The organism is Brevibacterium sp. S111 (assembly GCF_004745075.1).
Lineage (GTDB): Bacteria > Actinomycetota > Actinomycetes > Actinomycetales > Brevibacteriaceae > Brevibacterium.
Genome location: NZ_RHFH01000009.1, coordinates 58,224 through 84,019, shown reverse-complemented (window position 1 = coordinate 84,019; position 25,796 = coordinate 58,224). Strand labels below are relative to the sequence as shown.

At 67.4% G+C, this 25,796-nt stretch carries 22 protein-coding genes; 11 read left to right on the top strand and 11 right to left on the bottom strand.

What is annotated here, in order from left to right; translation table 11 throughout:
- Positions 1-73: 73 nt before the first annotated feature.
- Genes EB836_RS11770 through EB836_RS11760 form a run of 3 tightly spaced genes read left to right on the top strand, consistent with a single transcriptional unit; the run spans position 74 to position 2,720 of the window.
- Positions 74-1,036, top strand: a complete 963-nt coding sequence (locus EB836_RS11770; protein ID WP_135540612.1) for a metal ABC transporter substrate-binding protein — start codon at positions 74-76, stop codon at positions 1,034-1,036.
- Positions 1,033-1,851, top strand: coding sequence for a metal ABC transporter ATP-binding protein (locus tag EB836_RS11765; protein ID WP_135540610.1), 819 nt, complete (start codon positions 1,033-1,035; stop codon positions 1,849-1,851). The genes EB836_RS11770 and EB836_RS11765 overlap by 4 nt, the downstream gene beginning before the upstream one ends.
- Complete coding sequence (locus EB836_RS11760; protein WP_135540608.1) at positions 1,848-2,720, top strand: metal ABC transporter permease; 873 nt, start codon at positions 1,848-1,850, stop codon at positions 2,718-2,720. Before EB836_RS11765 ends, EB836_RS11760 begins: the two co-directional genes overlap by 4 nt.
- A 164-nt stretch (positions 2,721-2,884) precedes the next feature.
- On the opposite strand, the gene EB836_RS11755 is transcribed toward EB836_RS11760, so the two are convergent.
- Positions 2,885-4,156, bottom strand: coding sequence for an Nramp family divalent metal transporter (locus EB836_RS11755; protein ID WP_240689917.1), 1,272 nt, complete (start codon positions 4,154-4,156; stop codon positions 2,885-2,887).
- 187 nt (positions 4,157-4,343) lie between these two features.
- On the opposite strand from EB836_RS11755, the gene EB836_RS11750 reads away from it, so the two are divergent.
- From EB836_RS11750 to EB836_RS11730, 5 genes are all read left to right on the top strand, one after another.
- Positions 4,344-5,009, top strand: a complete 666-nt coding sequence (locus EB836_RS11750; RefSeq protein ID WP_135540604.1) for a TetR/AcrR family transcriptional regulator — start codon at positions 4,344-4,346, stop codon at positions 5,007-5,009.
- 37 nt (positions 5,010-5,046) lie between these two features.
- Positions 5,047-5,406: a DoxX family protein gene (locus EB836_RS11745; RefSeq protein WP_135540602.1), complete on the top strand. Its 360-nt coding sequence runs from the start codon at positions 5,047-5,049 to the stop codon at positions 5,404-5,406.
- Between the two features lie 188 nt (positions 5,407-5,594).
- Complete coding sequence (locus EB836_RS11740) at positions 5,595-6,410, top strand: methyltransferase type 11 (RefSeq protein WP_135540600.1); 816 nt, start codon at positions 5,595-5,597, stop codon at positions 6,408-6,410.
- A 214-nt stretch (positions 6,411-6,624) separates the two neighbouring features.
- Positions 6,625-7,245: a hypothetical protein gene (locus EB836_RS11735; protein WP_135540599.1), complete on the top strand. Its 621-nt coding sequence runs from the start codon at positions 6,625-6,627 to the stop codon at positions 7,243-7,245.
- A gap of 316 nt (positions 7,246-7,561) precedes the next feature.
- Positions 7,562-8,968: a uracil-xanthine permease family protein gene (locus EB836_RS11730; protein WP_135540597.1), complete on the top strand. Its 1,407-nt coding sequence runs from the start codon at positions 7,562-7,564 to the stop codon at positions 8,966-8,968.
- Positions 8,969-9,135: 167 nt separating this feature from the next.
- Here the strand turns inward: EB836_RS11730 and EB836_RS11725 are convergent, their stop codons facing one another.
- The 4 genes from EB836_RS11725 to EB836_RS11710 form a co-directional block, all read right to left on the bottom strand.
- A complete protein-coding gene (locus EB836_RS11725; protein ID WP_135540595.1) occupies positions 9,136-10,302 on the bottom strand; it encodes a LacI family DNA-binding transcriptional regulator in 1,167 nt (388 codons plus the stop codon).
- A 263-nt stretch (positions 10,303-10,565) separates the two neighbouring features.
- A complete protein-coding gene (locus tag EB836_RS11720; protein ID WP_135540593.1) occupies positions 10,566-11,276 on the bottom strand; it encodes a sulfite exporter TauE/SafE family protein in 711 nt (236 codons plus the stop codon).
- Positions 11,276-12,811, bottom strand: coding sequence for an amidohydrolase family protein (locus tag EB836_RS11715; RefSeq protein ID WP_135540591.1), 1,536 nt, complete (start codon positions 12,809-12,811; stop codon positions 11,276-11,278). Before EB836_RS11715 ends, EB836_RS11720 begins: the two co-directional genes overlap by 1 nt.
- Positions 12,812-12,935: 124 nt before the next feature.
- Entirely contained in the window at positions 12,936-13,436 is a 501-nt protein-coding gene (locus tag EB836_RS11710; protein WP_135540589.1) for a DUF2306 domain-containing protein, read from the bottom strand.
- Positions 13,437-13,528: 92 nt separating this feature from the next.
- On the opposite strand from EB836_RS11710, the gene EB836_RS11705 reads away from it, so the two are divergent.
- From EB836_RS11705 to EB836_RS11695, 3 genes are all read left to right on the top strand, one after another.
- A complete protein-coding gene (locus tag EB836_RS11705) occupies positions 13,529-14,191 on the top strand; it encodes a MerR family transcriptional regulator (RefSeq protein ID WP_135540587.1) in 663 nt (220 codons plus the stop codon).
- A 104-nt stretch (positions 14,192-14,295) separates the two neighbouring features.
- On the top strand, positions 14,296-15,492 hold the full coding sequence (locus EB836_RS11700) for a methyltransferase domain-containing protein (RefSeq protein WP_205683359.1): 1,197 nt from the start codon (positions 14,296-14,298) through the stop codon (positions 15,490-15,492).
- Positions 15,493-15,650: 158 nt separating this feature from the next.
- Positions 15,651-17,393: a BCCT family transporter gene (locus EB836_RS11695; RefSeq protein ID WP_240689915.1), complete on the top strand. Its 1,743-nt coding sequence runs from the start codon at positions 15,651-15,653 to the stop codon at positions 17,391-17,393.
- A gap of 200 nt (positions 17,394-17,593) precedes the next feature.
- On the opposite strand, the gene EB836_RS11690 is transcribed toward EB836_RS11695, so the two are convergent.
- From EB836_RS11690 to EB836_RS11665, 6 genes are all read right to left on the bottom strand, one after another.
- A complete protein-coding gene (locus EB836_RS11690) occupies positions 17,594-18,337 on the bottom strand; it encodes an IclR family transcriptional regulator (RefSeq protein WP_135540585.1) in 744 nt (247 codons plus the stop codon).
- A gap of 3 nt (positions 18,338-18,340) precedes the next feature.
- Positions 18,341-19,693, bottom strand: a complete 1,353-nt coding sequence (locus EB836_RS11685) for a formimidoylglutamate deiminase (protein ID WP_135540583.1) — start codon at positions 19,691-19,693, stop codon at positions 18,341-18,343.
- Entirely contained in the window at positions 19,690-20,952 is a 1,263-nt protein-coding gene (locus EB836_RS11680) for an allantoate amidohydrolase (protein ID WP_135540581.1), read from the bottom strand. The genes EB836_RS11685 and EB836_RS11680 overlap by 4 nt, the downstream gene beginning before the upstream one ends.
- 84 nt (positions 20,953-21,036) lie before the next feature.
- Positions 21,037-22,713, bottom strand: a complete 1,677-nt coding sequence (gene hutH / locus EB836_RS11675) for a histidine ammonia-lyase (protein ID WP_135540579.1) — start codon at positions 22,711-22,713, stop codon at positions 21,037-21,039.
- Positions 22,714-22,821: 108 nt separating this feature from the next.
- Positions 22,822-24,093, bottom strand: coding sequence for an imidazolonepropionase (gene hutI, locus EB836_RS11670; RefSeq protein WP_205683358.1), 1,272 nt, complete (start codon positions 24,091-24,093; stop codon positions 22,822-22,824).
- 163 nt (positions 24,094-24,256) lie between these two features.
- A complete protein-coding gene (locus EB836_RS11665) occupies positions 24,257-25,786 on the bottom strand; it encodes an AMP-binding protein (RefSeq protein WP_240689913.1) in 1,530 nt (509 codons plus the stop codon).
- Between the last annotated feature and the right edge of the window lie 10 nt (positions 25,787-25,796).

Genomic DNA, 25,796 nt, shown 5'->3' with positions numbered 1-25,796 from the left:
CTGCTCACTCGATCTTAAAGTTAAGGTACATTAACTTTCGTTCCGAGGTCCCGAACGCAGAAGCAGGAGCCCCATGCCCCACCGCAAACCACAGCCCTCCGCCCACCCTGCCTCCCGCCGGATCGCGCGCGGAGCCGCGGCGATCACCGCTTCGGCCCTCGGGCTCCTGCTCGCCGCCTGCAGCAGCTCCCCGGCCGCCGAGGATGCCGATGCCAAACCGGTCGTCCTCACGACCTTCACGGTGCTCGCCGACATTGCGGACAACGTCGCCGGTAACCATCTCGAGGTCGAGTCGATCACGAAGGTCGGCGCGGAGATCCACGGCTACGAACCCACGCCCGGTGACATCCGCAAGGCGTCGAAGGCCGACCTCGTGCTCGACAACGGGCTCAACCTCGAGCAGTGGTTCTCCCAGTTCGTCGATGACATCGACGTCCCTCATGCCGTCGTCAGCGAGGGCGTCGAGGAGCTGTCGATCACCGCGGATGCCGACGCCGGCAAACCCAACCCGCACGCCTGGATGAGCCCGCTCAATGTCCAGATCTACGCCGAGAACATGGCTCGCGCCTTCGCCGACCTCGACCCGGACCATGCCGATGACTACACCGCCAATGCCGAGGACTACGGAGCACAGCTGCAGGAGGTCCACGACGACCTCGTCGACGAACTCTCGACGCTGCCGAAATCCCAGCGGGCTCTGGTCACCTGCGAGGGGGCGTTCTCCTACCTGACTCGGGACACCGGACTGAGCGAGAAGTACATCTGGCCGGTCAATGCCGAAGCGCAGGCGACCCCGGGGCAGATCACCTCGGCGATCGACTTCGTCAAGGACAACGACGTGCCCGCGGTCTTCTGCGAGTCCACGGTCTCCTCGGCGCCGATGGACCGGGTCGTCGAGTCCACCGATGCGGAATTCGGCGGCACGCTCTACGTCGACTCGCTGTCCGAATCGGACGGACCGGTCCCCACCTATCTCGATCTCATCCGCCACGATGCGCAGGTCATCTCCGAGGCCCTGACCGGGGGCAGAGGATGAGCGCCGCGATCGGTCAGGGGCACACCGAGACCCCCGCGATCAGCGTCGACGGGGTGACCGTCCACTACGGGGACACGCTCGCTCTCGACCGGGCGTCCCTGTCGCTGGGGCACGGACGCATCTGCGGGCTGATCGGGATGAACGGTTCGGGCAAGTCGACCCTGTTCAAGACGATCATGGGCATGATCGACCCCGAATCCGGTCGAGTGCGCATCGACGGCGGCCCCACGCGGCAGGCACGACGGGCCGGTGTCCTCGGCTATGTTCCGCAGAGCGAGGACGTCGATTGGGACTTCCCGCTGTCCGTGCGCGATGTCGTGATGATGGGTCGCTACGGTCGTATGGGCCCGCTGCGGCTGAGCCGCAGGGCCGACCGTGAGGCCGTCGATCATGCCCTGGAGCGCGTCGAGCTCACCGAGTACGCCGATCGCCAGATCGGGCAGCTCTCGGGAGGACAGAAGAAGCGGGCCTTCGTCGCCCGCGGGCTCGCTCAGGAAGCGACGATCCTGCTCCTCGACGAGCCCTTCGCCGGGGTCGACAAACGCAGCGAGGCCACGATCACCCGGCTGCTCAAGGAACTCGCCGAGGCGGGCGCGACGGTGCTCGTGTCCACTCACGATCTGCATGCGCTGCCCGGTCTCGCCGATGAGGCGGTCCTGCTCATGCGCCGAGTCCTCCTCCACTCCTCCCCCGCCGAGGTGCTCCGCCCCGAAAACCTCGCCCGCGCCTTCGGCCTCGACATCACACCCACCGAGGCCACACCCACAGAGGCCACACCCGCAGAGGTCACACTCACCGAGGAGGAAGCGCGATGACCGTCTTCGAGTTCCTGTTCGAGCCCTTCGGCTTCGACTTCATGCTCCGCGCCCTGGCCACGACTCTCATCGCCTCGGTCGTGTGCGCCGTGCTCTCCTGCTGGCTGGTGCTCATCGGCTGGTCGCTCATGGGCGATGCGGTCTCCCATGCCGTGCTGCCGGGAGTCGTGCTCGCCTATGTCGTCGATGCTCCGTTCGCGCTCGGGGCGGTGGCCTTCGGGTTCCTCGCCGTCGGGCTCATCGGGGCGGTGCGCGACACCAGTCGCGTCAAAGAGGATGCCGCGATCGGGATCGTCTTCACCTCCCTGTTCGCCCTCGGCCTCGTCCTCATCTCGGTCGTCCCCTCCCATGTCGATCTCAACCACATCATCTTCGGCAACCTCCTCGGCGTCTCGGCCGCGGATCTGGCGCAGGTGGCGGTGCTCGGCGCGGTGACCCTGACCGTGCTCGTGGCCAAGAACCGCGATTTCACCCTCTTCGCCTTCGATCCCACTCATGCTCATGCCTTGGGTATCAACCCGCGGCTCCTCGGCGCCACACTGCTCGGCCTGCTCGCTCTGACCTCGGTGGTCGCTCTGCAGGCGGTCGGTGTCGTCCTCGTCGTGGCGATGCTCATCGTCCCCGGAGCCACGGCGTACCTGCTCACGGATCGGTTCCAGCGGATGCTGCTCATCGCCCCGGCGATCTCGATCGCGTGTGCGATCATCGGCCTGTACTCGAGCTACTACTTCGACGCCGCGTCCGGCGGGATGGTGGTGCTGGCGCAGGGCGCGGTCTTCGCGCTCGTCTACCTCTTCGCCCCTCGCCACGGCCTCATCGGCCGGCGCGTGGCGACCCGGCGACGGCAGCGCACGCGGGCACGAGTGTGATGCGCGCCGCGGCCCCCGCGACCGCGGAATCTTCGCCGGTCAGGGGCTTCGCGTCACCACCTCGGCGGGGTGATTCTCCCTCGCCGGCCGCCTCGGCGGGGCGAATCCCACCGGTTCACCACTTCGGTGGGGTGACCCCCGCCGGGTGACCACCTCGGTGGGGGCTAATCGACTCCCAGCGCAAGGAGGACGACGAGGACGACGTTGAGCACGATGATGAGGGCCGAGGCGACCACGGCGATGCTCGTGATCCACCGGGCATTCGCGAATTCGCCCATGACCTTCCGACTGCTCGTGAGCCTGACCAGGGGAATCATCGCGAAGGGAATGCCGAGGCTGAGCACGACCTGGCTGAGCACGAGCGCCCAGGTCGGGTCGACTCCGAGCCCCAGGATGATGAGTGCGGGAATCATCGTCACCGCCCGCTGCCACATGATCGGGATGTTCACGCGCAGCAGACCCTGCATGATCGATGCGCCCGCATAGGAGCCGACCGCGCTCGAGGCCAATCCCGAAGCAAGCAGTCCGATGCCGAAGAAGAGGCCGACGATCTCGCCGAGGTTGGCCGTGACGACCGCGTGCGCACCCTCGATGGTGTCGGTGCCGGCCTGGCCGCGCAGGGAAGCGGCGGCGAGGAGGAGCATCGCAATGTTCACGGATCCGGCGACGACGAGGGAGGCCACGACGTCCCAGCGGCTCGCGCGCAGCAGCTGCCCGGTCGAGGCGGTCGTGTCCCTGCGGTGACGGTCGACCGAGAGTGCCGAATGGAGGTAGATCGCGTGGGGCATGACCGTGGCGCCGAGCATGCTCGCGGCGAGCACCACGGAGTTCGTGCCTTCGAGCCGGGGCACGATTCCACCCGCGGCCTGCCCCCAATCCACGTCCCCGACGAACAGGCCCGCAAGAAAGCCGATGGCGATGATCGCGAGGAACGCGATGATGACGAACTCGAAGGGGCGCTGACCGCGGGTGGATTGGATCGAGAGCAGGAGCAGAGACACCACTCCGACGATGACTCCGCCGAGGAGGAGCGGCAGATCGAAGAGGATCTTCAGGGCGATGGCGCCGCCGATGACTTCGGCGAGGTCGGTGGCGATGGCGACGATCTCGGCCTGACCCCAGTAGGCCAGGCGTGAGCGTCGGCGCAGTCGTTCGCCGAGGATGCCCGGCAGCGACCGTCCGGAGACGAGCCCGAGCTTCGAGGACAGGTATTGGACGAGAACGGCGATGAGGTTCGCGGCCACGAGCACCCACACGAGCAGGTATCCGTATTCGGCACCGGCGGTGAGGTTGGCGGCGACATTGCCCGGATCGACATAGGCGATGGCGGCGACGAAGGCCGGGCCGAGGAGCGCGAGTGTGGAGATCTTCTTCCGGTCGCGTTTCTTCCGGCCGTGCCCGCCCGTGCGTGCGACGGCAGAGGAATCGACGTTCATGAAGTTAAGGTACATAAACTTTCCCGTCGAGGGCAACATGAGGGTCCACGATGGCGCGAGTCCGGCAGCACTCGGCTGCGCTCGACCGGCGCGAGGCCGGAAGCACCCGCCCCACGGCACCCGGCGCTCGGCCGGCGAGCGATGCACCGGCCTGGAAAGTGAACACGGAAGGACTTATGCTTCGACCATGTCAGGTGAACATGTTCAATTCCGCTCCGCAAAGCGCCGGCGCACGGAAGACCGGATCATCGGCGCCGCCGCCGATCTCTTCCTCGAACACGGGTTCAAGGCCACAACCGTGCGCGGCATCGCCAAGTCCGCCGAGGTGTCCGTCGGCCGGGTGATGTCCGTGGGCGACAAGGACGCCATCCTCGTCCGCTGCTTCGATCGGTGGATCGGCCAACTGCAGGACGGGACGTACACGGCACCTCCGCCTCGGCGGGTCAGTCTGTCGAAGCGGGGAGGGCACGATGCTGCGGGCACGTCGGTGGTGAGCGGGGCCAGGACCACCTCGGCGGTGCAGCGTCACCTGCTTGATCTCTTTCTGCCGTTCCTCGAATTCTTCGCCGCACACGAGGACCTGTCCCGGGACTACGCGGCGGCGATGATCCGGGTCAAGGGCGACCCCGAGGTATTCAATGCTCTCGCGGCGGACTTGCAGGACCGCCTCAGCGGGGCCTTGGCCTCGATCGGGATCAGCGAGGACCATGCGCGGGCCAGCGCCTCGGCGCTCTACGACTCCTACCTGGGCATACTCTTCCGGTGGGCCGCGACGACGATGACTCTCGCCGAGGCCACGGATGCGCTCCTGGCCATCATCGCTTTCCATACTCGCGTCCGGAGCCCGCTGTGAACCGGCCGTCCATCAACGATTCCACCGAGGCCCTGCCATGATTCTGCTGCCCGACCCCACCTGGCCGGTCGTCGTCCTCGCGATCGTCGTCTTCGGCGACGGACTGCTGACCTTCCGACCGCCCCAGGCGATCGCCGCCTGCCTCGACGGCGTCGGGTTCCCACGCGATTGGTGGTGGGTGCTCGCGATCGTGAAGTTCCTCGCCGCCGCGGGGCTGGTCGCCGGCATCTGGATTCCCGGTCTCGGCGCCGCCGCAGCGGCGGGGCTCGTCGCCTATTTCCTCTGCGCTGTCGCGGCGCATCGGCGGGCGCGCTACGTCGGGCGGGACTTCTGGCTCAACTGCCTGGGCATGCTCCTCGCCTGCGCGGCGGTCCTCATCTTCTGCTTCCTCGAATGAGTGCCGCGCAGGCGGACGGCAAGCACCGCACATTCGGGCGGATTCCGCCGCCATCCCCTCATCCTCGGCGCCGAGATTCGCAAATTGCAGGCGCGTACCCGTGCACACCCCACTTGTTCTGACCTAGAGTCGAGATACGGCACCGGCGCCGACAGGGGCGCTCAGCCGTCCGGCAGAGGAGTGTGGACATGCCTGAATACGCCGACAGCAGTCGCACGCGCGACGAAACTCCCCACGAACGCTACGAACGCTGGGTATGGATCCACGAAACGGCGTCGATGACCGGGTGGGACTTCTCCCCGCTCGCGGGACGGCTCGTCGCCGACGATCCGCCCTGGGACTTCGACCAGATCTGCCTCGACGCGATGGCCGAGGCGAACAGCTGCCTCGACATGGGCACCGGAGGCGGCGAGCGCCTCATCGAACTCATCGACCGCCTCGACGAGGCCCGCCCGCCCGGCGAAGCCTCGCCGACGATCACCGCGTCCGAGGGCTGGGAGCCGAACGTGCCCCTGGCCGCCTCGGCGCTGCGGGACTACGGGGTCGACGTCGCCCGCTACGACAGCGATCACCACCCGGAGATGCCGTGGAACGACGGCGAGTTCGACCTCGTGATGAACCGGCACGAAAGCTATGACACCGCCGAGGTGGCTCGCGTGCTCGCCCCGGGCGGACTCTTCATCACCCAGCAGGTCGACGGTACGGAGGCGCAGGAGTTCCGGGACTTCTTCGGCGGCGGAGTCGGCGATCTCCACCAGCAGCTCGAGCCCTGCCTCGACGAAGCCGAACGTCACGGGTTCGACATCGAAGCCGCACGGAAGTGGCAGGGCACGATGTCCTTCACCGACGTCGAGGCGGTCATCGAATACCTCGCCTACATTCCCTGGGATGTGCCCGGGTTCTCCGTCATGCCCCACCTCGGCGTGCTCAAACGCCTCGCCGAGTCGAATGACCCCATCGAGGTCACACAGAAGCGCTTCCTCATCGTCGCCCGCAAACTCTGAGCAACCGGAAACTCTGAGCATCCGCAAACGGCCTGCGCGCGAACCCGGCGCGCCGGCACGGCCTCGCCCGTGCCGGCGCGGCTGCACGGCCTCGCCCGTGGTGCCCGGGAGTTCCTGCTGCCGTGATGCGCGCGCAGAGGAGGGAGGTTTTCCCGACCCTGCGCACGGGAAAGCAGGATGGGTCGCACCGGCCCGGCCTCGATAGCGTCGAGTTATGACCTCGACGGACTTCTCATTCCCCCAGCCCACCGATGATGAGCTCGCCGCACAGCAGCCTCGGGTTCTCGGCCCTCACCCTTCGCTGATCGACTCCTCCCCCGGCACCGGTTTCGACAGCCACGACGGAGCACCACGCCCATCCTCAGCCACGACCTCAGCCGGTGGCGCAGGCATGTTCTCGGCAGGCGGTTCCGGCATGTCCTCCGCCAGTGGTACGGCCACCCCCTCAGCCGGCGACACAGCCGGCGCACTCGGCAGGCAAGCGGCTGAGGCGAAGTCGCCGGCCCTCGGCAAGGCGGCGATGGCGCTTTCGATCGTCGCTCTCGTTCTCAGCGTGGCCGCCTCGGCGATCCTCGGTGCCACCGTCGGCCCCGCTGAGGCCGCGTCGGGCTACTACTTCACCGATACACCGGACTGGTATCAGACCTTGGCGGCCGTGCTCGTCGGACTGCAGGTCCTGTGCACCTGCCTGGGGATCACCGGCCTCATCCTCGGCATCACCGCGGCGGTCACTGCCCGGGGTCGCACTGTCAGCATTGTCGCCATCGCTGTGGCGGCGGTCGCTCCGTTCGTCTCCTTCGGCACGTTCATCGCCCTCATCTTCGCCATCGCCTGACGCCGCATCCCCCTGAGCACCCGCCACCCATCTCCCCGCCACGCCCCTCAGCACCCGCCGCTCATTTCCCACCCCGGCCCGCCTCCCCGCCGGCCCGTCTCCGCCGAAAAACGGGGTGAGCGCCGAGACACACGTGCGCGCACACGTTCCTCGGTGCTCACCCCGTTTTTCGGCGCGCAGCCCCTGCGTGGACACCGCCAGCTGTCCGAATTCCGGGCCTCCTGTTGACACCGCTTCCCTCACGATGCACGATTAAACAAATCGATTTGGCCACTGAGTTCCAGGCCGATCACGATGTGCCTCGAGGAGCAGTGCCATGACCGCGACACCCGATGCTGACAAAACTGACGGCACGGACAGCGCTGTCCATCCGGTCGACAGGCTCCGGCCGATCCACACCCTCATCCCGTTCGCCATCCAACACGTGCTCGTCATGGTCGCGACGCCGATCTCCTCGGTCTTCCTCATCGCCACTGCCCTCGGGCTGGATGCGAGAACCACCTCGGCGGTGCTGTCCGCGGTCTTCGTCTTCTCGGGCCTCGGGTCGATCCTGCAGTCGGTCGGAGTGTGGAGGATCGGGGTCCGACTGCCCTTCGTCATGCTCCCGGGCGGGGCGGCGACGATCCTCTTCATCACGATCGCCCAGGGCACCGACGTCGAGACCGCGGTCGGAGCAGTGCTGCTCACCGGTGTCTTCTACATCCTCGCGGTGACGCTCTTCGTCAAGGTGCTCAAGTTCTTCCCACCGCTGGTCATCGGGATCATGGTCATCGTCATCGGCATCAACCTCGTCCAGATCACCGGCAAGCTCATCGTCGGCGAAGCGGATGCACCCGACTTCGGCGACCCGCAGAATCTGCTGCTCGGGCTCATCACCATCGGCATCACGGTCCTGTGTTTCCGGTTCCTGCGCGGAATGCTCGGCAAGCTCTCCGTGGCCGTCGGCCTCGTGGGCGGCACCATCGTCGGCGCCTTCATGGGAGCCACGGACTTCTCCGGCCAGACCGACGGCCCGCTGTTCGCGATCCCGACGCTCTTCCCGTTCGGGTCGCCGAAGTTCGACCTCATCGCCGCGATCCCGATGCTGCTGTGGGCACTGGCCTCCATGGCCGAGGCGACGGGCCAGACGATCATCAACGGTGAGATCGTCGGCAAGGAAGTCGAACCCAGCCGTGCGGTGCCGCGTCTCATCCGCTCCGACGGCATCATCACCATCCTCGGCGGGCTCTTCGGCACTCCAGCCATGGTCACCAGCGGCGAGAACGTCGGCATCGTCCGCGCTTCGGGTGTGCGCAGCAGGTACGTGACCGCCATCGCCGGCTGCCTCCTCATCCTCATCGGCTTCAGCCCCATCGCCCGCATTCTCAACGGGATCCCCTCGGCGGTCGTCGGCGGAACCGCCGTGGTCGTCTTCGCCATCATCGCCGTCCTCGGCATTCAGATGCTCGCGAAGATCGACTTCAACGAGACCGGCAACCTCATCACCGCCACGGTCGGCCTGGCCGCAGGGCTCATGCCCGTGCTCATCCCCGGCATGTACGCGCAGCTGCCGCAGAGCGCGGCGTCCCTGCTCGGCAGCGGTGTGGCAATGGCCGCATTCGTCTCCGTGCTGCTCAATCTGCTCTTCCACCACACCGGCAAGCGCAACCGCCACCCGAAGTCTCGGACACCGCTCGACGATCCGAGCACGCTCGAACAGCGCCCGTCCGACTATCGGATCTGACTCGGATCTGACACCGAGACGCCAGTCCGACTTACTGTCGCGGACCGGTGGCCGGTTCTCTGGTCACTTGTAATGAGCCGTGGTCCGGTGGTCGAGTTCCTGGTCATGAGCCAGGACCGGTAGTCGAGTCCCCGGTCATGAGCTAGGACCGGTAGTCGAGTTCCCGGTCAAGAGCTGGGACCGGTGGTCGATTCCCGGGCGACGAGCCTGGGTCCGGGCGCACCCGCCGAGGCGGTCGGAACCGAATCAGTCATTTCATCATTTGCCGTGCTGTGACCGTCGAGGACCGCGACCAGCATTTCGACCGCTGCCTTCGAGATCGCCTCGAGGCCGAGGTCCACTGCGGTGAGCGGCGGGCTGCTTGTGCGAGCGCGCAGACCGTCGTAGCGGGTGGCGATGAGCAGGTCATCGCCGATGGTTCGTCCGGCTTCCTCGGCAGCTCTCACCGCGCCGGTGGCGAAGGTGTCGATGGGGGCGAGGAGGGCGTCGATGTCAGGGTGTGCGGCCAGCAGTTCCTGTGTGGCCGCGTAGGCACCGTCTTCTCCGGACGTCTCGTCCGCCTCGGCGATAAGCGGGGCGAAGCCGCGGGCCTCTGCGGTCGCGGCATACACTTCGCGGGCGGCCGTCTGTGCCCCGCGGCGACTGCGGCTGACGAGAAGCGCCGGCTGCCGGGCGCCCTGGTCGACGAGGTGGTCGAGCAGCAGCTGCGCCGTCACCTGATGGTGGAGATCGATGCTCCACTTGCTGCCCGCGGCACCCCCGCGACTCGCCCCGCCGACCCGCTGCTCTGTGTCGCGGACCTGCTGCTCCGCCGCGCGGGCCCGCTGCTCAGCCCCGCGGGCCCGCTGCTCCGCGTCGCCGGAGCCCGGCCCGTCGATCGTGACGTAGGGGATGCCCCGCTCGCGCAGCGCCTCGGCGAGGGGATCGTCGAGGGTCGGTTCGAGCAGGATCGCCCCGTCGATATCGAGGAGGTCGACGGGATTGGTCTCCTCGTTGGGTGGGGCGAGGACGAAGACGTAGCCCTCGAGCAGCGCCGTCCGCGCACACCCCATGGCCAGTTCGGTGAAGAATCCCAGCTGGGAGGGCCCTGCGGACACCGCCGCCGGCATGGAGGAGAGCAGAGCCAGTGTCTGCGATCTGCCCGACCGCAGGCTCTGCGCACGGACGCTGGGCCGATAGTTCAGCCGCTCGGCGACCTCTTTGACCTTGTCCCGGGTGGCGGCGTTGACCTTCCCCTGACCGCTGAGTGCATGCGAGACGGTCGTCCGTGACACACCGGCCTCACGCGCCACATCAGCGATCGTGACGCGGTGGGTGCGCGGGAAGTCGGACATGGAATCAGCCTACTTCACTGTGCCGTGACAGAGATGACAGCCGAAGACGCCCGCAGATTCACCCAGCGACCGGAGACTCGAACGGCATCCAGCGCCCGCAGATTTGCCTGTTGCCGGCCCGCGCGAGATTCGAATCCCCAAACATAGGTCGCAATCGGACATTTTTCGCGCCGGAAAGTATCCGTTTGCGACCTATATTTTCGGCCCAAGTATCCGTTTGCGACCACTACTCGAAGTCCCCTGGCGCTCTCGCCCTCGCATCCTCAGGCCTGGACGATGACGATGGCTCCGGAGACGATGGCGAAGCCGAGGACGATGTAGCGCAGCACCGGCCCGTCGAGGCGGTGGTGGACATAGCGGGAGAGGAACGAGCCGACGACGAGGAACGGCAGCATCCACGCGGTCGTCATCATCGTCTCCGCCGACACCTGCCCGCTGAGGGCGAGCACGATGAGCGAGATGATCTCACCGACGAGGAAGCACACGGCCACCGTCGACCGCAGCTCCGGCCCGGGCCTGTGCTGATAGGCCAGCGCGTAGGGCGGCCCGCCGATGCCCGTCGAGGTCTCGGTGACACCGGTGATGAGTCCGACCGTCGCGAGCACCGGCCGATTCGGCGCGAACTTCGGCGCGATCAGGGCGATGATCGCTGCGATGAGCGTCGACCAGCCGATGAGCAGCGCGAGCTGGTGGAGATTGACGATGACGAGGATCCACAGACCCGCGAAGGTGCCCGCGAACCGGCCGACGCTGATCCACTTCACGCCCGTCCAATCGATGTGCGCTCGTTCGCGCGCGGCGACGTAGAGGTTGAGCGGAATCATCAGCACGAGCAGCATCACCGGGATGAGACTCGGATCGATGAACGTCACGACCGGCGCGAGGATCATCGCGAACCCCATCCCGGTCGATCCCTGCACGAAAGCGGAGATGAGAACGACCGCAGCGACGATCGTGAAAGCGAGGATCGACATCAGCTGCGATCGCCCGCCGAGGTGGCCCTGTCCGCTGTGCCGGCCCCGCCCACCGCGTGAGATCCCCTCGCCGAGGCGGCCCCGCGCTCGGCCATCCACCGCGCCCGGTGTTCGGCTGCGTTGGGGTCGATGCGGGTGATCGGCGAGTTCGCGACGACGCGGCGGGAGACCTCCTTGGCGCGGTCGAGGAACGCGCAGCCGTCCCAGTCGACGGGCCAGCCGCGGTCGAGTCGGAGTCTGCCGTCGACGATGACGGATTCGATCTGGTCGCGGTTGGCCAGGCGCACAAGCTCCCAGGGCAGGTCCCAGGAGGGAACGAATTCGGGGGTGTCGATGTCGACGACGAGGAGGTCGGCGCGGGCGCCGGGGGCGATCTCACCGATCTGGCCGCTCAGCCCCACGGCGTCGGCGCCGCCGCGCAGGCCCTGTTCGAGCCAGGTCCAGCCGCCGCCGGATGAGGAGTCGACGACGTCCATTCCTCCGGTCAGCCGCTGCGCGGTCTCGGCGGCGTCGAGGAGCCGGAAGGCGTCCGAGCGGGTGCCGTCGGTGCCGAGCCCGATGCGCATTCCCAGTTCGTGCATGAGCAGGGCCGGAGCCACGGCGTTGCCCTTCCACGAACTCGCGACCGGGTTGTAGGCGATCGCGCCGCCGGAGTCGCGGAGGAGGCGGATCTCGCGCGGGGTGAGCAGCGTGGCATGCGCGGCGAGCAGTTCGGGCCCGAGCGCGCCGAGGCGGGCAAGGCGCTCCAGCGGGCGTTCACCGCTGGAGATGAGGGAGCGTTCGACGGCGACGATGTGCTCGTTGAGGTGGGTCTGGAAAGGCACACCGGCGTCCCGGGCCATCTGCGTGATCGTCGCGAGCGCCTCGTCGGAGGCGACCTCGGGGATCGACACGGCCAGGGAGGGGTGGATGAGGGACTCGGCGTCCCACCTGTTCAGGTGCATTTCGGCGGCGGCGACCACCTCGGCGAGCTCCACCGTGCGCACTCCCCCGCCGAGATCGTTGCAGATCACGCCGAGCACGCAGCGCAGGCCGACGTCCGAGGTGACGTCGGAGATCGCGGAGACGTCGACGCTTGAGCGGGTGCCGGCGTCGGCGACTGTAGTGAAACCGCCGCGCAGGGATTCCCAGGCGGCCAGGCGGGTGGCGACGTCGATGGCCTCGGCGTCCATGTTCGACTCCATCGGCACCCACACGCGTTGGAAGATCTCCGAGGGTTCGCCGAAGACGAGGGACTTGCCGAAGGTCTGGGTGAGGTGGTGATGGGCGTCGATGAAGCCGGGCATGAGCAGGCGGCCGGGAAGGTCGATGCGAGTCGGTGCGGGAGCAGGTTCGGCACCGGAATTCGGGTCGGCGGCGTCGGTGGGAGTGAGGAGCGATTCGGCGTGGGCGGTCACCTCGGCGAGGGGGCCGGCAGCGAGAATCCGGCCGCCGGAGATGAGCACCGCGTGCCCTGACTGCGGGCCTTCGGGAAGGAGCACCTGCTCGGGGACGAGCACGGTCGGGGACTGGTGCAGAGTGCGCAGCTGAGTCATGTCATCCTTCGTTGCCGCAGGAGCCTCGACGACCCTGCAGATCGTCGTGGCAGGCGATAGCCCGCAGCGTGGTCCTGCCGGTGAGACAAATCGATTTGGCTACTGCCAGTTTACGGCGAGCAGTCTAGTGGGTCAACGGCTCTTCGGAGCCGAGATCCACCGGTGTCCGTCGAGGGATCGCCCCGTGTACTGCGAGCCTGACGAACACCGCGACCGTGGCGGCGACGGCGGTGACCGTGACGACCGCGACCAGTGGTGCGCTCTGCAGCAGCTGCGGAATCAGCCTTTCGGGCACCAACACGGCGAAGGCGAAGGCCGTCAGCGTGCCGAGGTAGGAGCCGATCATGAAACCGCGGTGAACGGCCACCGCTCGACGTCGGATCGCGGCGATCGCAACGACCATGCACACGAGCGTCCAGATCGCCAGACCGTGCAGCCAGGAGAAGCCGTCTGGAGAGATCCAGAAGCTCGAGAAGCAGACGATGAGCATCGCGGCCACCCAACTGGCGCCCAGCAGCCGGTGGGCGCGATCCCGCCGCCGGCGCAGAATCTGCACGGGCCCCAGAAGAATTACGTACAGCGCGGCCACGGCATGGACGATGATGACCAAAGTGAAGGCATCCATAGGTATACGATAGTTTCACTATCCAGGTTTCCGCCATCAAGATAGTTCGGCCTCGGGCTGCTATCCGGCCCCCAGACGACGATGGAGGTGTCATGCTGCTCAAACAGCTCGCCAGTGTGAGTGGATGTTCTGCGGCATCGATCAAGTACTACCGGCGTGAAGGCCTGCTGCCGCCCGGCGAATACGTCACGGCGACACGGCAGGACTACGGACGCGTTCATCTCGAGAGACTGCAGCTGATCCATGTCATGCGCGAAGTCGCGGATGCCCCCATCAGCGCGATCCGTCGGCTCACCGAACTGCTCGATGACCCCCAGGTGCCGCAGATCCGAGCACTCCAAGAAGCCCAAGCGATCGCCCTCGGCACACCGACTACCGGCGAGGCAACCGATTCCGACGATGTCGAGCACCCGACAGTGGGTCGGCTGTTGTCGCAGATGGGCTGGCCCGACATCGACTCAGTGCCACGACGAGCACTCGACGAGGCGCTCAAGACCCTCGCAGCATGGGAGATGCCGGACGAGATCGACGCTGTCATGCGCTATGCCGTGCCGATGACCGAAGTCGCCCGGGGCGATATCGAATTCATCCAGCAGCGCCCCGCTGATGCAGGCCGGGTCTCAAGCGACGTCGTCGTCATGCGAGCGGCGGCCGGCACGATCGCGTTCGACCGCCTCATGAGAGCGCTGCGGGCTTTGGGACATGTCTCCCTGAGTGTTCGCAGCTCCGAGGCCGAGGGCGGTCCGGCTGACTGACCACGAGCGTTTCCCCTGCTGAGGACTCGAGTCACCCACGTCGAGGAGTCCGCGCCCCTGGGTTCGCGTCGAGGGGTTCGCCTCTGAGCCCGTAAAATGGGTCCATGCCGACTCTGCCGCTCACGCCCACCTCGGCGGATCACGAGCACCTGGACTGCGGATATTTCGAGCGCGGGGAGTGCCGGTCCTGCGCCCTCATCGAGACCGCGTATCTGAAGCAGATCTCAGACAAGGAGGCCTGGTGCCGGGAGATCCTCGCCGAGGCGGCCCCTCAGGAGTGGCTGCCGACCTTCGCCGGTGGGGTGGACGGCTTCCGCAACCGCGCGAAACTCGCCGTCGGCGGTGGGGCCGGTCATGTCACTCTGGGCATCCTCGACCAGGAATTCCACGGCGTCGATCTGCGCGAATGCGGGGTCCAGGCGCCGGCGATCCGGGCGGTGATCCCGGTGCTCGCAGACTTCCTCGATGCCACCGGGCTCGAACCCTATGATGTCTCCGCGCGTCGTGGTGAGCTGAAGTTCGTCCATGTCACGGCGGCGCCATCGGGTGAGCTGATGATCCGATTCGTCGTGCGCACTCAGCATGGCCTCGATGTGCTCCGGTCGCGGCGGGCCGGTCTGCTCGAGCTCGCGCCGGAGGCTTCAGTGGTGTCGGTGAATCTGCTGCCCGAACACAAGGCGGTGCTCGAAGGCAGCCGCGAGGAGCTGCTCCACGGTGATTCCCTGCGAATGAACCTCGACCGGGTCGATCTGCATCTGCGTCCCCAGAGTTTCTTCCAGACGAATACCCAAGTCGCGATCGGACTGTACAACCAGGTCACCGCATGGGTGGATGCGGTCGGCGCACAGAGCCTGTGGGACCTCTACTGCGGTGTCGGAGGGTTCGCGCTCTGCTGCGCGGGGAAACGCGCGCGCGGCGAGGACGGAACGGCCCGCCGGGTCACCGGTGTCGAGGTCAGCGAACAGGCGATCGAATCGGCGAGGATCAGCGCCGCCGAGCTCGACATCGACGCCCGCTTCCTCGCCGGCGATGCCACGGAGTTCGCCGAACGGAACTTGACCGCAGGCAAACGGCCGGACTGCGTGATCGTCAATCCGCCTCGGCGCGGGATCGGTGCTCGGCTGTCCGCCGCGTTCGAGGACTCCGGCGTCGAGCACATCGTCTATTCGAGCTGCAATCCCGTGTCCCTGGCCAAGGACCTCGCGCAGATGCCCAGCTACGAGGTGGCTCAGGCGCGGATCTTCGACATGTTCCCGCATACGAAGCACTTCGAGGTCGCGGTCGTGCTGCAGCACCGCTGACCACCGCGAGATGCCTCACACTCTGCCTCATCGGGTCCAATCCATGTGGTGATTCGGCGACAAGCGCCTAGACTCGACTGCTGCACGGCCCCACGAACGTCCCAGTTCGCGGGGCCTGTTGTGTATCTGCTGAAATCCCGCCCACTGCCCCCGAATACATGCTCCTGCCCGCCATCGAGGCGGCCGTGAGCCCGGAGACCACGATGACGACGCTGAATTCCCCCTCCTCAGATCCTGCAGGCACCGCCGCGACCGGGTCCGAGCACTCCACCGAATCCGCCTCCTCCGGCGGACTCGACGACCCTCCCCCTCCCGGCGGGGTCGGATCCGACTCCGGCCCCGCCGGCGCCGAGACCGCATCCCTTGCAGACCCTTCCTCCAACCGGGTCGGGAAGGTGTTCGTGTGCGCTGTCGGCCTCGTCATCGCCTTCGTGCTGTGGGCGGCGATCGCCCCCGAGGCGCTGGCCGACATCATGACTCGGGCGATGACCGCAGTCTCCACCGGCTTCGGCTGGATCTATCTGGTCGTGCCCTTCGCCGCGATCGTCATGCTCGTGTGGTTCGCCGTCAGCCGTTTCGGTCGCCTGCGGCTGGGCGCACACGACTCCCGTCCCGAATATCGCACTGTCACCTGGCTGGCGATGATCCTCGCTGCCGTCATGGGCATCGGCCTCGTCAGCTACGGCGTGGCCGAACCGATGTCCCACTTCATGGTTCCGCCCCACGGGCTGGCCGAACCGGAGACCATGGACGCCGCAGTGCGCGCCATGCAGTTCTCCTACCTCGATTGGGGCTTCCAGGCCTGGGCGATCTTCGGCGTCTTCGGTCTCGCGATCGGCTACTCCACCCACCGCAAGGGCCGACCGGCACTCGTGTCCACAATGCTGCGGCCAGTCCTCGGCCGCCTCGTCGACGGTTGGGTCGGCAGCTTCATCGACATCCTCACCATCATCGCCACTCTCTTCGGGACGACGACTTCCCTGGGTCTCGGCGCCTCTCAGATCGGCGAGGGTCTCAACACCGTCTTCGGCATCGACGCCACGATCGCTCTGCAGATCATCGTCATCTCCGTCCTCACACTCCTCTTCACCGGTTCGGCTCTGACCGGGGTGAGCAGGGGCATCAAGTACATCTCCCAGATCACGCTGACCATGGCGACGCTGCTGGGGCTGTTCGTCTTCATCACCGGCCCCAGCGGCTTCATCTCCAACCTGTTCGTCCGTTCCGTCGGTGCCTTCGCCGGGGACTTCCTCGAACTCAGCTTCATGACCCCGACGAATGCCGAGGACAGTGAGTGGATGCTCGGTTGGACGTACTTCATGATGGCCTGGTGGCTGTCGTGGAGCGCCTTCGTCGGCATCTTCCTCGCGAAGATCTCGAAGGGGCGGACCATCCGCGAATTCGTCGCCGGTGTCCTCCTCGTTCCCAGCGCCGTGTTCTTCGTCTGGTTCACCGTCATGGGCGGTTCGGCGATCAAGTTCGACATCGACGGCGCCGCGATCGGTGAGGCGACTCAGGACAACCTCGACACCGCGTTCTTCAGCCTCCTCGAGCAGCTTCCGCTGTCCCTGTTCGCGTCGGTCTTCACGATCATCATGGTCATCCTGTTCTTCGTCTCCTCCGCAGACTCGAACACGTTCGTCCTCAGTTCGCTGTCCTCGCACGGCTCCTTCGCACCGCGCCGCCCGGTCATCGCGACCTGGGGATTCCTCACCGGTGCCTGCGCGATCGTACTGCTCCTCGTCGGCGGCCTGCAGGCCCTCCAGCAGGCGGCGATGCTCTCAGCCGTCCCGTTCACCGTCATCGTGGTCGTCCTCGGCGCCGCCCTTGTCAAAGAGCTGCGCAGCGACGACCAGATCGTCGAGGAGGTCGCTCGCGAAAAGCGGGTTCTGCGCCCCTGACAGCGCCGGCCCACTTCACCGAGCGGACCACTGAGCAGCGAGCGCGCAGGTTGCAACTGGTCCGCTCGGCGCTCAGTGGCCCGCTCGGCGCCAGCCGGGCGCCGCAGGGTGCGCTCAAGGCCAGCCGGGCGCCGCAGGGTCCGCTCGAGGCTCGCCGGGCGTCGCAGGGTCCGCTCGGCGCTCGCCAGCCGCCGCAGGGCTCACCGCAGCTTGGCGGTCACCTCGGCGGCGGCGGACTGGACCTGGTCGACCATCGGACCGGAGTCCTCGGGCAGGGTGTCGCTGACCACGGACAGCCCGATTGCGGCGACAGGACGCCCGAGCACGTCGAAGACGGGGGCGGCGATCGTCGAGATCCCCGGTGTGACTTCGCCGTGTTCGATCGCGCAGCCGGTGCGTCGCTCCTGGGCGAGTATCGCGTTGAGCGCCTTCACCGAGGCCGGCCCCTTGCCCGTGCGGGTGACGAAACCCGTCTCGGACTGGAGCATCGCGAGCACCTCGGACTTCGGCAGCTGCGCGAGGATCGCCCGCCCCGTCGCCGTGAGGTAGCTGGGCATGCGCACCCCGGTGGCAGTGATGACCGCGACAGACTTCAGCGACTGCTCCTTGAGCACGTACTCGGTCTCCCACCCGCGGATGACGGCGAGCTGAGCGGTCGTGGCGGTATCCTCGGCGAGCTGACGCACGATCGGCTGCGCCAGCCTCTGCAGGGGGTTCGTCCGCAGGTAGGAGGCCCCGAGCTCATGCACACCGGCACCGAGCACGTACCCGGACTCGGTGCGCGCGACGAGCCCGAGCTCCTCGAGCACACCGAGGATGTCGTAGGCACTCGAGCGCGGTATCTCGAGTGCTCTGACCAGAGCACCGGCCGTGATCGACCGATTCGACGCGGCCAGATGCCGCAGAATCGCGATCGCCCGCCGCAGTGCGGGAACCTCAGCCACGGTTCAGCCCTCCATCTCCAGCGCCGCGAACGCCTTCGCGTAGAGGTCCGAGACGTCCCCGAGCTGCGCGTGCACGCCATCGCGGACGCGCACCCTGCCGCCGCTGACGGTGAGATGCACATCCGCCGAGGTGGCCGTGAGGACGATCTGCTCGTCGAGTGAGCCGATGGTGCGCATGCTGTCGGTGCGCAGCGCAATGAAGTCGCATGCCTTCCCGACCTCGAGCGCTCCGACGGGCAGGTCGAGGCTGCGTGCCCCGCCCTCGGTGAGTGCGGTGATGAGTTCGGCCGGGGAGAATCGGCCGCGCTGCCCCGAGCGCAGACGTTCTCCGGCTTCGAGGCTCTGGGTCTCACGCAGGGCGTCGAGGACGACGTGCTGGTCGGAGCCGATCGAGATCACGGCCCCGGCATCGGCGAGTTCGCGCGCCGGGCCGATCCCGTCGGCGAGGTCCGCCTCGGTGCACGGGCACATGACGATCGCTGCTCGTGAGCCGCCGAGGATCGCGATGTCCTCATCATCCAGATGTGTGGCGTGGACGGCCGACAGCCGTTCGTCGACGACGCCGGAGCGTGCGAGCACCTCGGTGGGACTCGCGCCGTAGGCGGCTCGGCAGGCGTCGTTCTCCGCGGGCTGTTCGGACAGGTGGACGTGCACGGGGCCGGTCAGTTCCGCGAAGCGCGGCAGGTTCGCGGCGGGCACGGCACGGATCGAGTGGATGGCCGCACCCACGTGGACGAAGCTCTCACCTGGGGCATTGACGGGGAACTCTGCGGCGAAGGTCTCTGCCAGTCCGGCGTGCCGATCGATGAATCCGTCGATCGTGCCATCACCGAAGCGGGCCTGCTCATCCGAGAGTTCGGCGTCGATGGCACCGGTGAGGTAGCAGGTGTCGAGGAGTCGGATCCGGATCCCCGCCGAGGCGGCCGCCCGGGCCAGCGCCCGTTCCATTGCGTGGGCCGGTTCATAGGCCGACCCGTCGGGCGCGTGGTGGACGTAGTGGAACTCCCCCACCGAGGTGTACCCGCCGGCGAGCATCTCCGCGAACACGGCGCGGGCCACGGTCTCATAGGATTCGGGGTCGAGCTTCGCGGCAACGGAGTACATGACCTCGCGCCAGGTCCAGAAGGTCCCACCGTCGCCGTGGGTGCGTCCGCGCAGGATGCGGTGGAAGGCATGTGAGTGGGCGTTCACTCCGCCGGGCAGGGTGAACCCGGGCACCACCTCGGCGGTGGCCGGGGCGGCGTCGACTCCGGTCTGGACCGCGGTCAGGGTGCCGGTGTCATCGGCGCTCAGCAGCACCCCGCGAGCCACGGCTCCATCGACCCACGCGGTTTCGCACCAGTACTGGGTGCTCATGCGCCCGCCCCTGTCTCTCCGGTCGGCCCGGGCGTTCCCGTGACACCGAGTTCACGGGCGAGCACCGCGACGAGCGCGTCGACTCCGGCTCGCTGGTCATCGACCTCGCAGGCCTCCTCCGGGGCGTGGGAGACGCCGGTCGGGTTGCGCACGTAGAGCATCGCCGAGGGCACATGACCGGCGAGGATGCCGGCATCGTGTCCGGCACCCGAGGGCAGCAGGGGTGCCTCGGGCAGCACCGAGGTCAGCCGGGTGTTGAGATCGGCGGTGAAGTGGGTGGTCGGTGAGTAGGACTCCTGCGAGATGCTCACCTCGACGCCGGCGTCGGCGGCGTGCTCGCGGGCGCGGCGGCTGATGGCCTCGAGCACCTGTGTCACGACGGCGTCGTCGGCGTGACGGATGTCGAGCCAGAAGCTCATGGCCGAGGCGATGACGTTCGTCCCGCCCGGGTGGATGAGGGTCCGTCCCACGGTGGCCACGGCGCTCGTGTCAGTGGCGGCCGCTAGGGTCGGGACATCCCCGATCACCCGGGAGGCGGTGACGACGGGGTCGGCGCGGTGGCTCATCGGCGTCGTCCCGGCGTGGTTGCCCTGTCCGGTGAAGGCGAAGTGCCAGCGGCCGTGGCCGATGATCGAGGAGCCGATGGCAACGGCCTGATCGGTGCCCGCCAGGCCGAGGCCCTGTTCGACATGGAGTTCGATGAATGAACCGATACCGGCCAGCCGAGACTGGTCACGCCCGACCCGTTCCGGGTCGAGGCCATAGCTCGTCGCGACGTCGGCGAAGGTGTCGCCTGCGGCGTCCTTGAGTCCGAGTGCCCGGTCGACCTCGATGGCGCCGGTGAGCAGTCGTGAGCCGAGGCAGGCGACGCCGAAGCGTGAGCCCTCCTCTTCGGGGAACACGGCCAGGGCCAGAGGCCGGGTGGCCCGTTCGAGTGCGCCGGTGGCCTTGAGCTCGTCGAAAGCCGCCAGCGCCGAGGCGACACCGAGGGGCCCGTCGAACTCGCCGCCGCCGGGGACGGAGTCGAGATGGGAGCCGGTGACGACGGCGTTGTCACCGGGCGGGGTGGCCCAGGCCCAGGTGATGCCGTTGGCGTCGATCTCCGTGTCGAGACCGCGGCGGTCTGCCTCGGCGAGGAACCAGTCACGCAGCTCGCGTTCGGTGGCGGAAAACCCAGGACGCTGGTAGCCGGGTCCACGGGGGTCGCGGCCGGTGTCCTCGATCTGCCTCAGCAGCGAGACGACATCGCTGGTGGTCATGTCACTCCGTTCACTCAAGGTGGGACCGGTGGTGCAGCGGTCCCGTCAGTTCGGGACCAGTCAGTGACGGGCCCCGAACCGGTTTCACTTCTGGTGGGTGGTCGCCGCCGCGGTGCCCGAGGCTTCGGCGGCAGCGTCGAGGTTGCCCAGTGCCGTGAACTCGGGATCGTTCACCGCTGGTCCTCCGCCGACGGGCTGCCAGGCGCCGGCGTCGCTGGTCACGGTGTGGGTCAGCGGGGTGACCGCCTCGGCGGCGGTGACGAGTGTTCCGTCCTTGACCTTCGCGATGGTTTCGGCGAGCTCCGGGGACAGGAACCGGTCGGGCCCGGGCCCGGGGACGGTCTCCCGCAGTGCGGAGATCACGGCACCGGTGACCGGCGCCGGCGCGGCTTCACGCATATCGCAGGCGCGGGCGGCGGCGTAGAACTCGATGCCGATGACGCTGGCGAGGTTGTCGACGACCTTGCGCAGCTTGCGTGCTGCCGACCACCCCATGGACACATGGTCCTCCTGCATCGCCGAGGACGGGATCGAATCGACCGAGGCGGGAGCCGCGCCCCGCTTGGCTTCGGAGACCATCGCGGCCTGCGTGTAGTGGGCGATCATCAGGCCCGAGTCGACTCCGGCGTCGTCGGCGAGGAACGGGGTGAGATCCTGGTTGCGGGCGACATCCATCATCCGGTCGGTGCGGCGTTCGGACATCGAGGCGACGTCGGCGGCGACGATGGCGAGGAAGTCCAGGGCGTGGGCCAGGGGTGCCCCGTGGAAGTTGCCGTTCGAGGACACCATGCCGTTGGTGAGCACGACCGGGTTGTCGATGGCCGCCCGCAGCTCGCGTTCGGCGACCTGCGTGGCAAAGGCGACCGCATCGCGGGCGGCGCCGTTGACCTGCGGGGCGCAGCGCATCGAGTAGGCGTCCTGGACCAGGTGGGTCGAGTCGCGGTGGCTGGCGGTGATGCCCGAGTCCTCGAGGGCCGAGAGCATGTTCGCCGCCGAGGCGGACTGACCATCGTGGGGGCGCAGCGCGTAGTGGAGTTCGGGGGCGAAGACGGCGTCGGTGCCGAAGAGGCCCTCGATGCTCATGGCCGCAGAGACGTCGACGGCGGTGAGCAGGTTCTCGAGATCGGTCAGGGCCATGATGAGCATGCCGAGCATGCCGTCGGTGCCGTTGACCAGCGCCAGGCCCTCCTTCTCGGCCAGGGTGACCGGGGTGATGCCGGCCTTCGCGAGGATCTCATCGGCGGGTCCGGCCACACCGTCGGGGCCGACGGCGACGCCTTCGCCCATGACGACGAGCGCACAGGCCGACAGGGGGGCGAGGTCGCCGGAACAGCCGAGCGACCCGTATTCGTGGACGACCGGGGTGATGCCGGCATTGAGCAGGTCAACATAGGTCTGGAGCACCTCGGCGCGGACTCCGGCCCGGCCCGTGGCCAACGTCCGGGCACGCAGCAGCATGAGGGCGCGGACGACCTCTCGCTCGACGGGTTCGCCGACTCCAGCCGCATGTGAGCGGATGAGCGACTTCTGCAGCTGGGTGCGCAGTTCGGCGGGGATGTGGCGCTGGGCGAGCGCCCCGAATCCGGTCGAGACTCCGTAGACGGGCTTCTCGGCCTGAGCCAGGGCATCGACGGCCTCGCGGTACTTGTTCACTCGGGCCAGCGTGGCCGCGCTCAGTTCCACCTTCGCGTCGTGGCGGGCGACCGCGACCACCTCGGCGAAGGTGAGGGTGTCGGGATCGAGGTCGATGAAGTCTGACATGTCGGACCTTTCGGTTGAGTTGCTCTGCGCTGTGGCGCCGGAGGTTCGGTGGTATTCGAGGTGCTGCCGGGGCGACGGTCGGGCCGGTTCAGGCCCTCTGCGCGCCCATCAGCTCCGTGGTCGGTTGTCGACGACGAGTTCGCCGCTGGAGTAGACGCGTTCGACGAGCTGGACTCCCGGCCGGTAGGCCAGGTGCCGATAGCTGGGTGCGTCGAGGATCGCCAGATCGGCGCGGGCTCCGACGCCGAGGTGGCCGACATCGGAACGCTGCAGAGCGTGGGCCCCACCCGCGGTCGCCGCCCACACCGCCTGCTCGACGGTGAAGTGCATATCGCGCACACCGATGGCGATCGCGAAGGGCACGCTGTTGGAGAACCCTGAGCCCGGGTTGCAGTCGGTGGCGATGGCGAGCCGCACACCGGCCTCGACGTAGCGGCGGGCATCGGGGTATGGCTGACGGGTGGAGAATTCGATGCTCGGCAGCAGGGTGACGACGGTTCCCGCCTCGGCGAGGACGGCGAGATCGGAGTCCGAGGCGAAGGTCGCATGGTCGACGGAGACGCAGCCGAGTTCGGCGCCGAGTTTGAGCGCTCCGCCCTCGGTGAGTTGGTTGGCGTGCAGCCGCGGCTTCATGCCTGCGGCCTTGCCGGCGTCGATGATGCGGCGGGTCTGGTCCTCGGTGAAGGCTCCCTTCTCGCAGAAGACGTCGATCCATTTCGCTTTGTCCGCGGCCGCCGGGATGATCTCGTCGATGACGAGGTCGACGTAGCCCTCGGGGTTGTCCTTGTACTCCGGCGGGACCACATGGGCGGCGATGAGCGTGGTTTCCTCGGTGTGCCGGTTGATGATGTCCAGGGCACGGATCTCATCGTCGAGGCTCAGCCCGTACCCGGACTTGATCTCGAACGTCGTCGTGCCCTGCCGAGTCGCCTGCTCCATCAGGTGGACGAGGTTGGCCTCGAGCTCCTCGTCGCTGGCGGCCCGGGTCGCGGCGACCGTAGTCGCGATGCCGCCGGCCGAATACTTCTGCCCGGCCATGCGTGCGGCGAATTCCTCGGAGCGGTCACCGGCGAAGACGAGGTGGTTGTGGCTGTCGACGAAGCCGGGGATCACGGCTTTACCGCCGAGGTCGACGGTCTCGAGTCCCGCGAGATCACTCGCCGAGGTGACTTCCCCGTTGACGATATCGTCGTCGTTGACACCTGGTGACGGTTCTTCACCGCAATGGTTCTCCACCGCAGTGTCCGCCTCAGCGGACGGTCCGGACCAGACGACTCGGCCGTCGTCGATGAGCAGGGCGGCGTCGGTGATGACGCTGAGTTCTCCGAGGGAGTCGAGGTCGTTGACGACCAATTCGCTGATCCCCGTGATGAGCTGCACGACAAGATCCTTAACGGTTGAGAATGGTTCATCCTCAGTATGAACTGCCGCGGCGTATGGCAGAACCGGGTCAGGAAGAATTTGTCTGATATTTCGGACAGATGGTGATTGGGCGCTCAGAGCGCTCGGGCGTCAGGCGTGGACGATCTTCGTTCTCGACCGCTCAGCTCTCTCGCAGCTGACCCTTGACGATCTTGCCCACGGAGTTCTTCGGAAGACCTGCGTGGATATGGATCTCCGCCGGGAGTTTGTAGCGCGCAAGCCGCGGTTCGAGGAAGGCTCGCAGGGTCTCTGCACGATTGACGGCTCCTTCACGCAGAGCCACATGAGCCACGGGGATCTCCCCGTAGGTGTCATCGGGGCTTCCGACCACCGCTGCCTCGAGAACCTGAGGATGTTCGAAGAGCGCATCCTCGATCTCCTTGGGATAGATGTTCTCTCCGCCGCGAATGATGAGATCCTTGATCCGATCGACGAGGACGAGGAAGCCGTCCTCATCGAGGTATCCGACGTCCCCGGTGTGCAGCCACCCGTTCTTGAGCACTTCGGCGGTGGCCTCCGGTCGGCCGAGGTACCCGCGCATCACCGTCCGCCCAGCGATCACGACCTCTCCGACATCCCCAGGTTCGAGCAGTCGATCGTGAGGATCGGTGATTCCCACGCTCACTCCTGGCAGTGCTGGCCCGACGGTTCCCGGCTTGCTCGTACCATCGTTTCGGTTGATCGTGGCGCACACCGAGCACTCCGAGAGACCGTAACCCTCGACCATGTCGACATCGAAACGAGTCTCGAACCGGGTGATCGCGTCCGGGGACATCGGGGCGGCACCGCAGATGACGAAGCGCAGAGAACTCGAGTCGACATTCCGAGTCGTCGTCGCCTCGAGGATCGAGAAGATCGTCGGCACAGCAGAGAAATAGGTGGGGCGCTCTTCCTCCACGACGTCCCAAAATGACTCGGGATCGAACTTCGGGATCATATGCACGCTGCCGCCGAGCATGAGAGGTGAGACCGTCCCCGCGAGCAGGCCGTTGCAGTGGAAGAGCGGGAGAACCAGCAGGCTGCGGGCGTTCTCACCGAAGTCGAGACCATTCAAGATCGACCAGACCATGGCAGCGATGTTCGACTGCTCCAGAACGCATCCCTTCGGCTTGCCCGTCGTCCCCGAGGTGTAGACGATGAGCGCCACGTCGTCATCCCGGACGTCATCGAGGCAGTGCGAAGAGACGCCAGCGCAGGGCTCCATGTCACCGCGGAAGCAGCCGTCGGTCACCGGAAGGCAGCCGATCCCGCATCCTCTGGCGAGCGCCTCGGCGCGGGAGTCCCCCACGAGCAGGGCACAGCCGGAGTCGTCGAGCTGGAAGACCACCTCGTCGTCAGTGAGCGCAGGGTTGATCGGAGTGAGACCGGCGCCGAGAGACCAGGTGGCGAACATCGTGGTGATGATTTCGGGGACATTGCGCAGCAACACACCAACCACCGAACCGCGACCGATTCCGAACCGCGAGCGCAGTATGTGGGTTGTGGCCGCGACAGCGGCGGCGAACTCAGCATTGTCGAAACTGCCTCCGGGCCAGCTGAGGCATGGTCCGTGGGGGTTGGTTCGGGCACGAGCAAGGGGCAGCCCCATCACCTCGGCGACGGGATAGGTGGAGGATTCCGCGTCGATGGGGACAGGATTCGAAGTCATCATGGCCTCACAC

Coding starts and splice junctions, on each gene's coding strand:
- EB836_RS11770 (WP_135540612.1), top strand. CDS start 74: ATGCCCCACCGCAAACCACAGCCCTCCGCCCACCCTGCCTCCCGCCGG.
- EB836_RS11765 (WP_135540610.1), top strand. CDS start 1,033: ATGAGCGCCGCGATCGGTCAGGGGCACACCGAGACCCCCGCGATCAGC.
- EB836_RS11760 (WP_135540608.1), top strand. CDS start 1,848: ATGACCGTCTTCGAGTTCCTGTTCGAGCCCTTCGGCTTCGACTTCATG.
- EB836_RS11755 (WP_240689917.1), bottom strand. CDS start 4,156: ATGAACGTCGATTCCTCTGCCGTCGCACGCACGGGCGGGCACGGCCGG.
- EB836_RS11750 (WP_135540604.1), top strand. CDS start 4,344: ATGTCAGGTGAACATGTTCAATTCCGCTCCGCAAAGCGCCGGCGCACG.
- EB836_RS11745 (WP_135540602.1), top strand. CDS start 5,047: ATGATTCTGCTGCCCGACCCCACCTGGCCGGTCGTCGTCCTCGCGATC.
- EB836_RS11740 (WP_135540600.1), top strand. CDS start 5,595: ATGCCTGAATACGCCGACAGCAGTCGCACGCGCGACGAAACTCCCCAC.
- EB836_RS11735 (WP_135540599.1), top strand. CDS start 6,625: ATGACCTCGACGGACTTCTCATTCCCCCAGCCCACCGATGATGAGCTC.
- EB836_RS11730 (WP_135540597.1), top strand. CDS start 7,562: ATGACCGCGACACCCGATGCTGACAAAACTGACGGCACGGACAGCGCT.
- EB836_RS11725 (WP_135540595.1), bottom strand. CDS start 10,302: ATGTCCGACTTCCCGCGCACCCACCGCGTCACGATCGCTGATGTGGCG.
- EB836_RS11720 (WP_135540593.1), bottom strand. CDS start 11,276: ATGTCGATCCTCGCTTTCACGATCGTCGCTGCGGTCGTTCTCATCTCC.
- EB836_RS11715 (WP_135540591.1), bottom strand. CDS start 12,811: ATGACTCAGCTGCGCACTCTGCACCAGTCCCCGACCGTGCTCGTCCCC.
- EB836_RS11710 (WP_135540589.1), bottom strand. CDS start 13,436: ATGGATGCCTTCACTTTGGTCATCATCGTCCATGCCGTGGCCGCGCTG.
- EB836_RS11705 (WP_135540587.1), top strand. CDS start 13,529: ATGCTGCTCAAACAGCTCGCCAGTGTGAGTGGATGTTCTGCGGCATCG.
- EB836_RS11700 (WP_205683359.1), top strand. CDS start 14,296: ATGCCGACTCTGCCGCTCACGCCCACCTCGGCGGATCACGAGCACCTG.
- EB836_RS11695 (WP_240689915.1), top strand. CDS start 15,651: ATGCTCCTGCCCGCCATCGAGGCGGCCGTGAGCCCGGAGACCACGATG.
- EB836_RS11685 (WP_135540583.1), bottom strand. CDS start 19,693: ATGAGCACCCAGTACTGGTGCGAAACCGCGTGGGTCGATGGAGCCGTG.
- EB836_RS11680 (WP_135540581.1), bottom strand. CDS start 20,952: ATGACCACCAGCGATGTCGTCTCGCTGCTGAGGCAGATCGAGGACACC.
- hutH (WP_135540579.1), bottom strand. CDS start 22,713: ATGTCAGACTTCATCGACCTCGATCCCGACACCCTCACCTTCGCCGAG.
- EB836_RS11665 (WP_240689913.1), bottom strand. CDS start 25,786: ATGATGACTTCGAATCCTGTCCCCATCGACGCGGAATCCTCCACCTAT.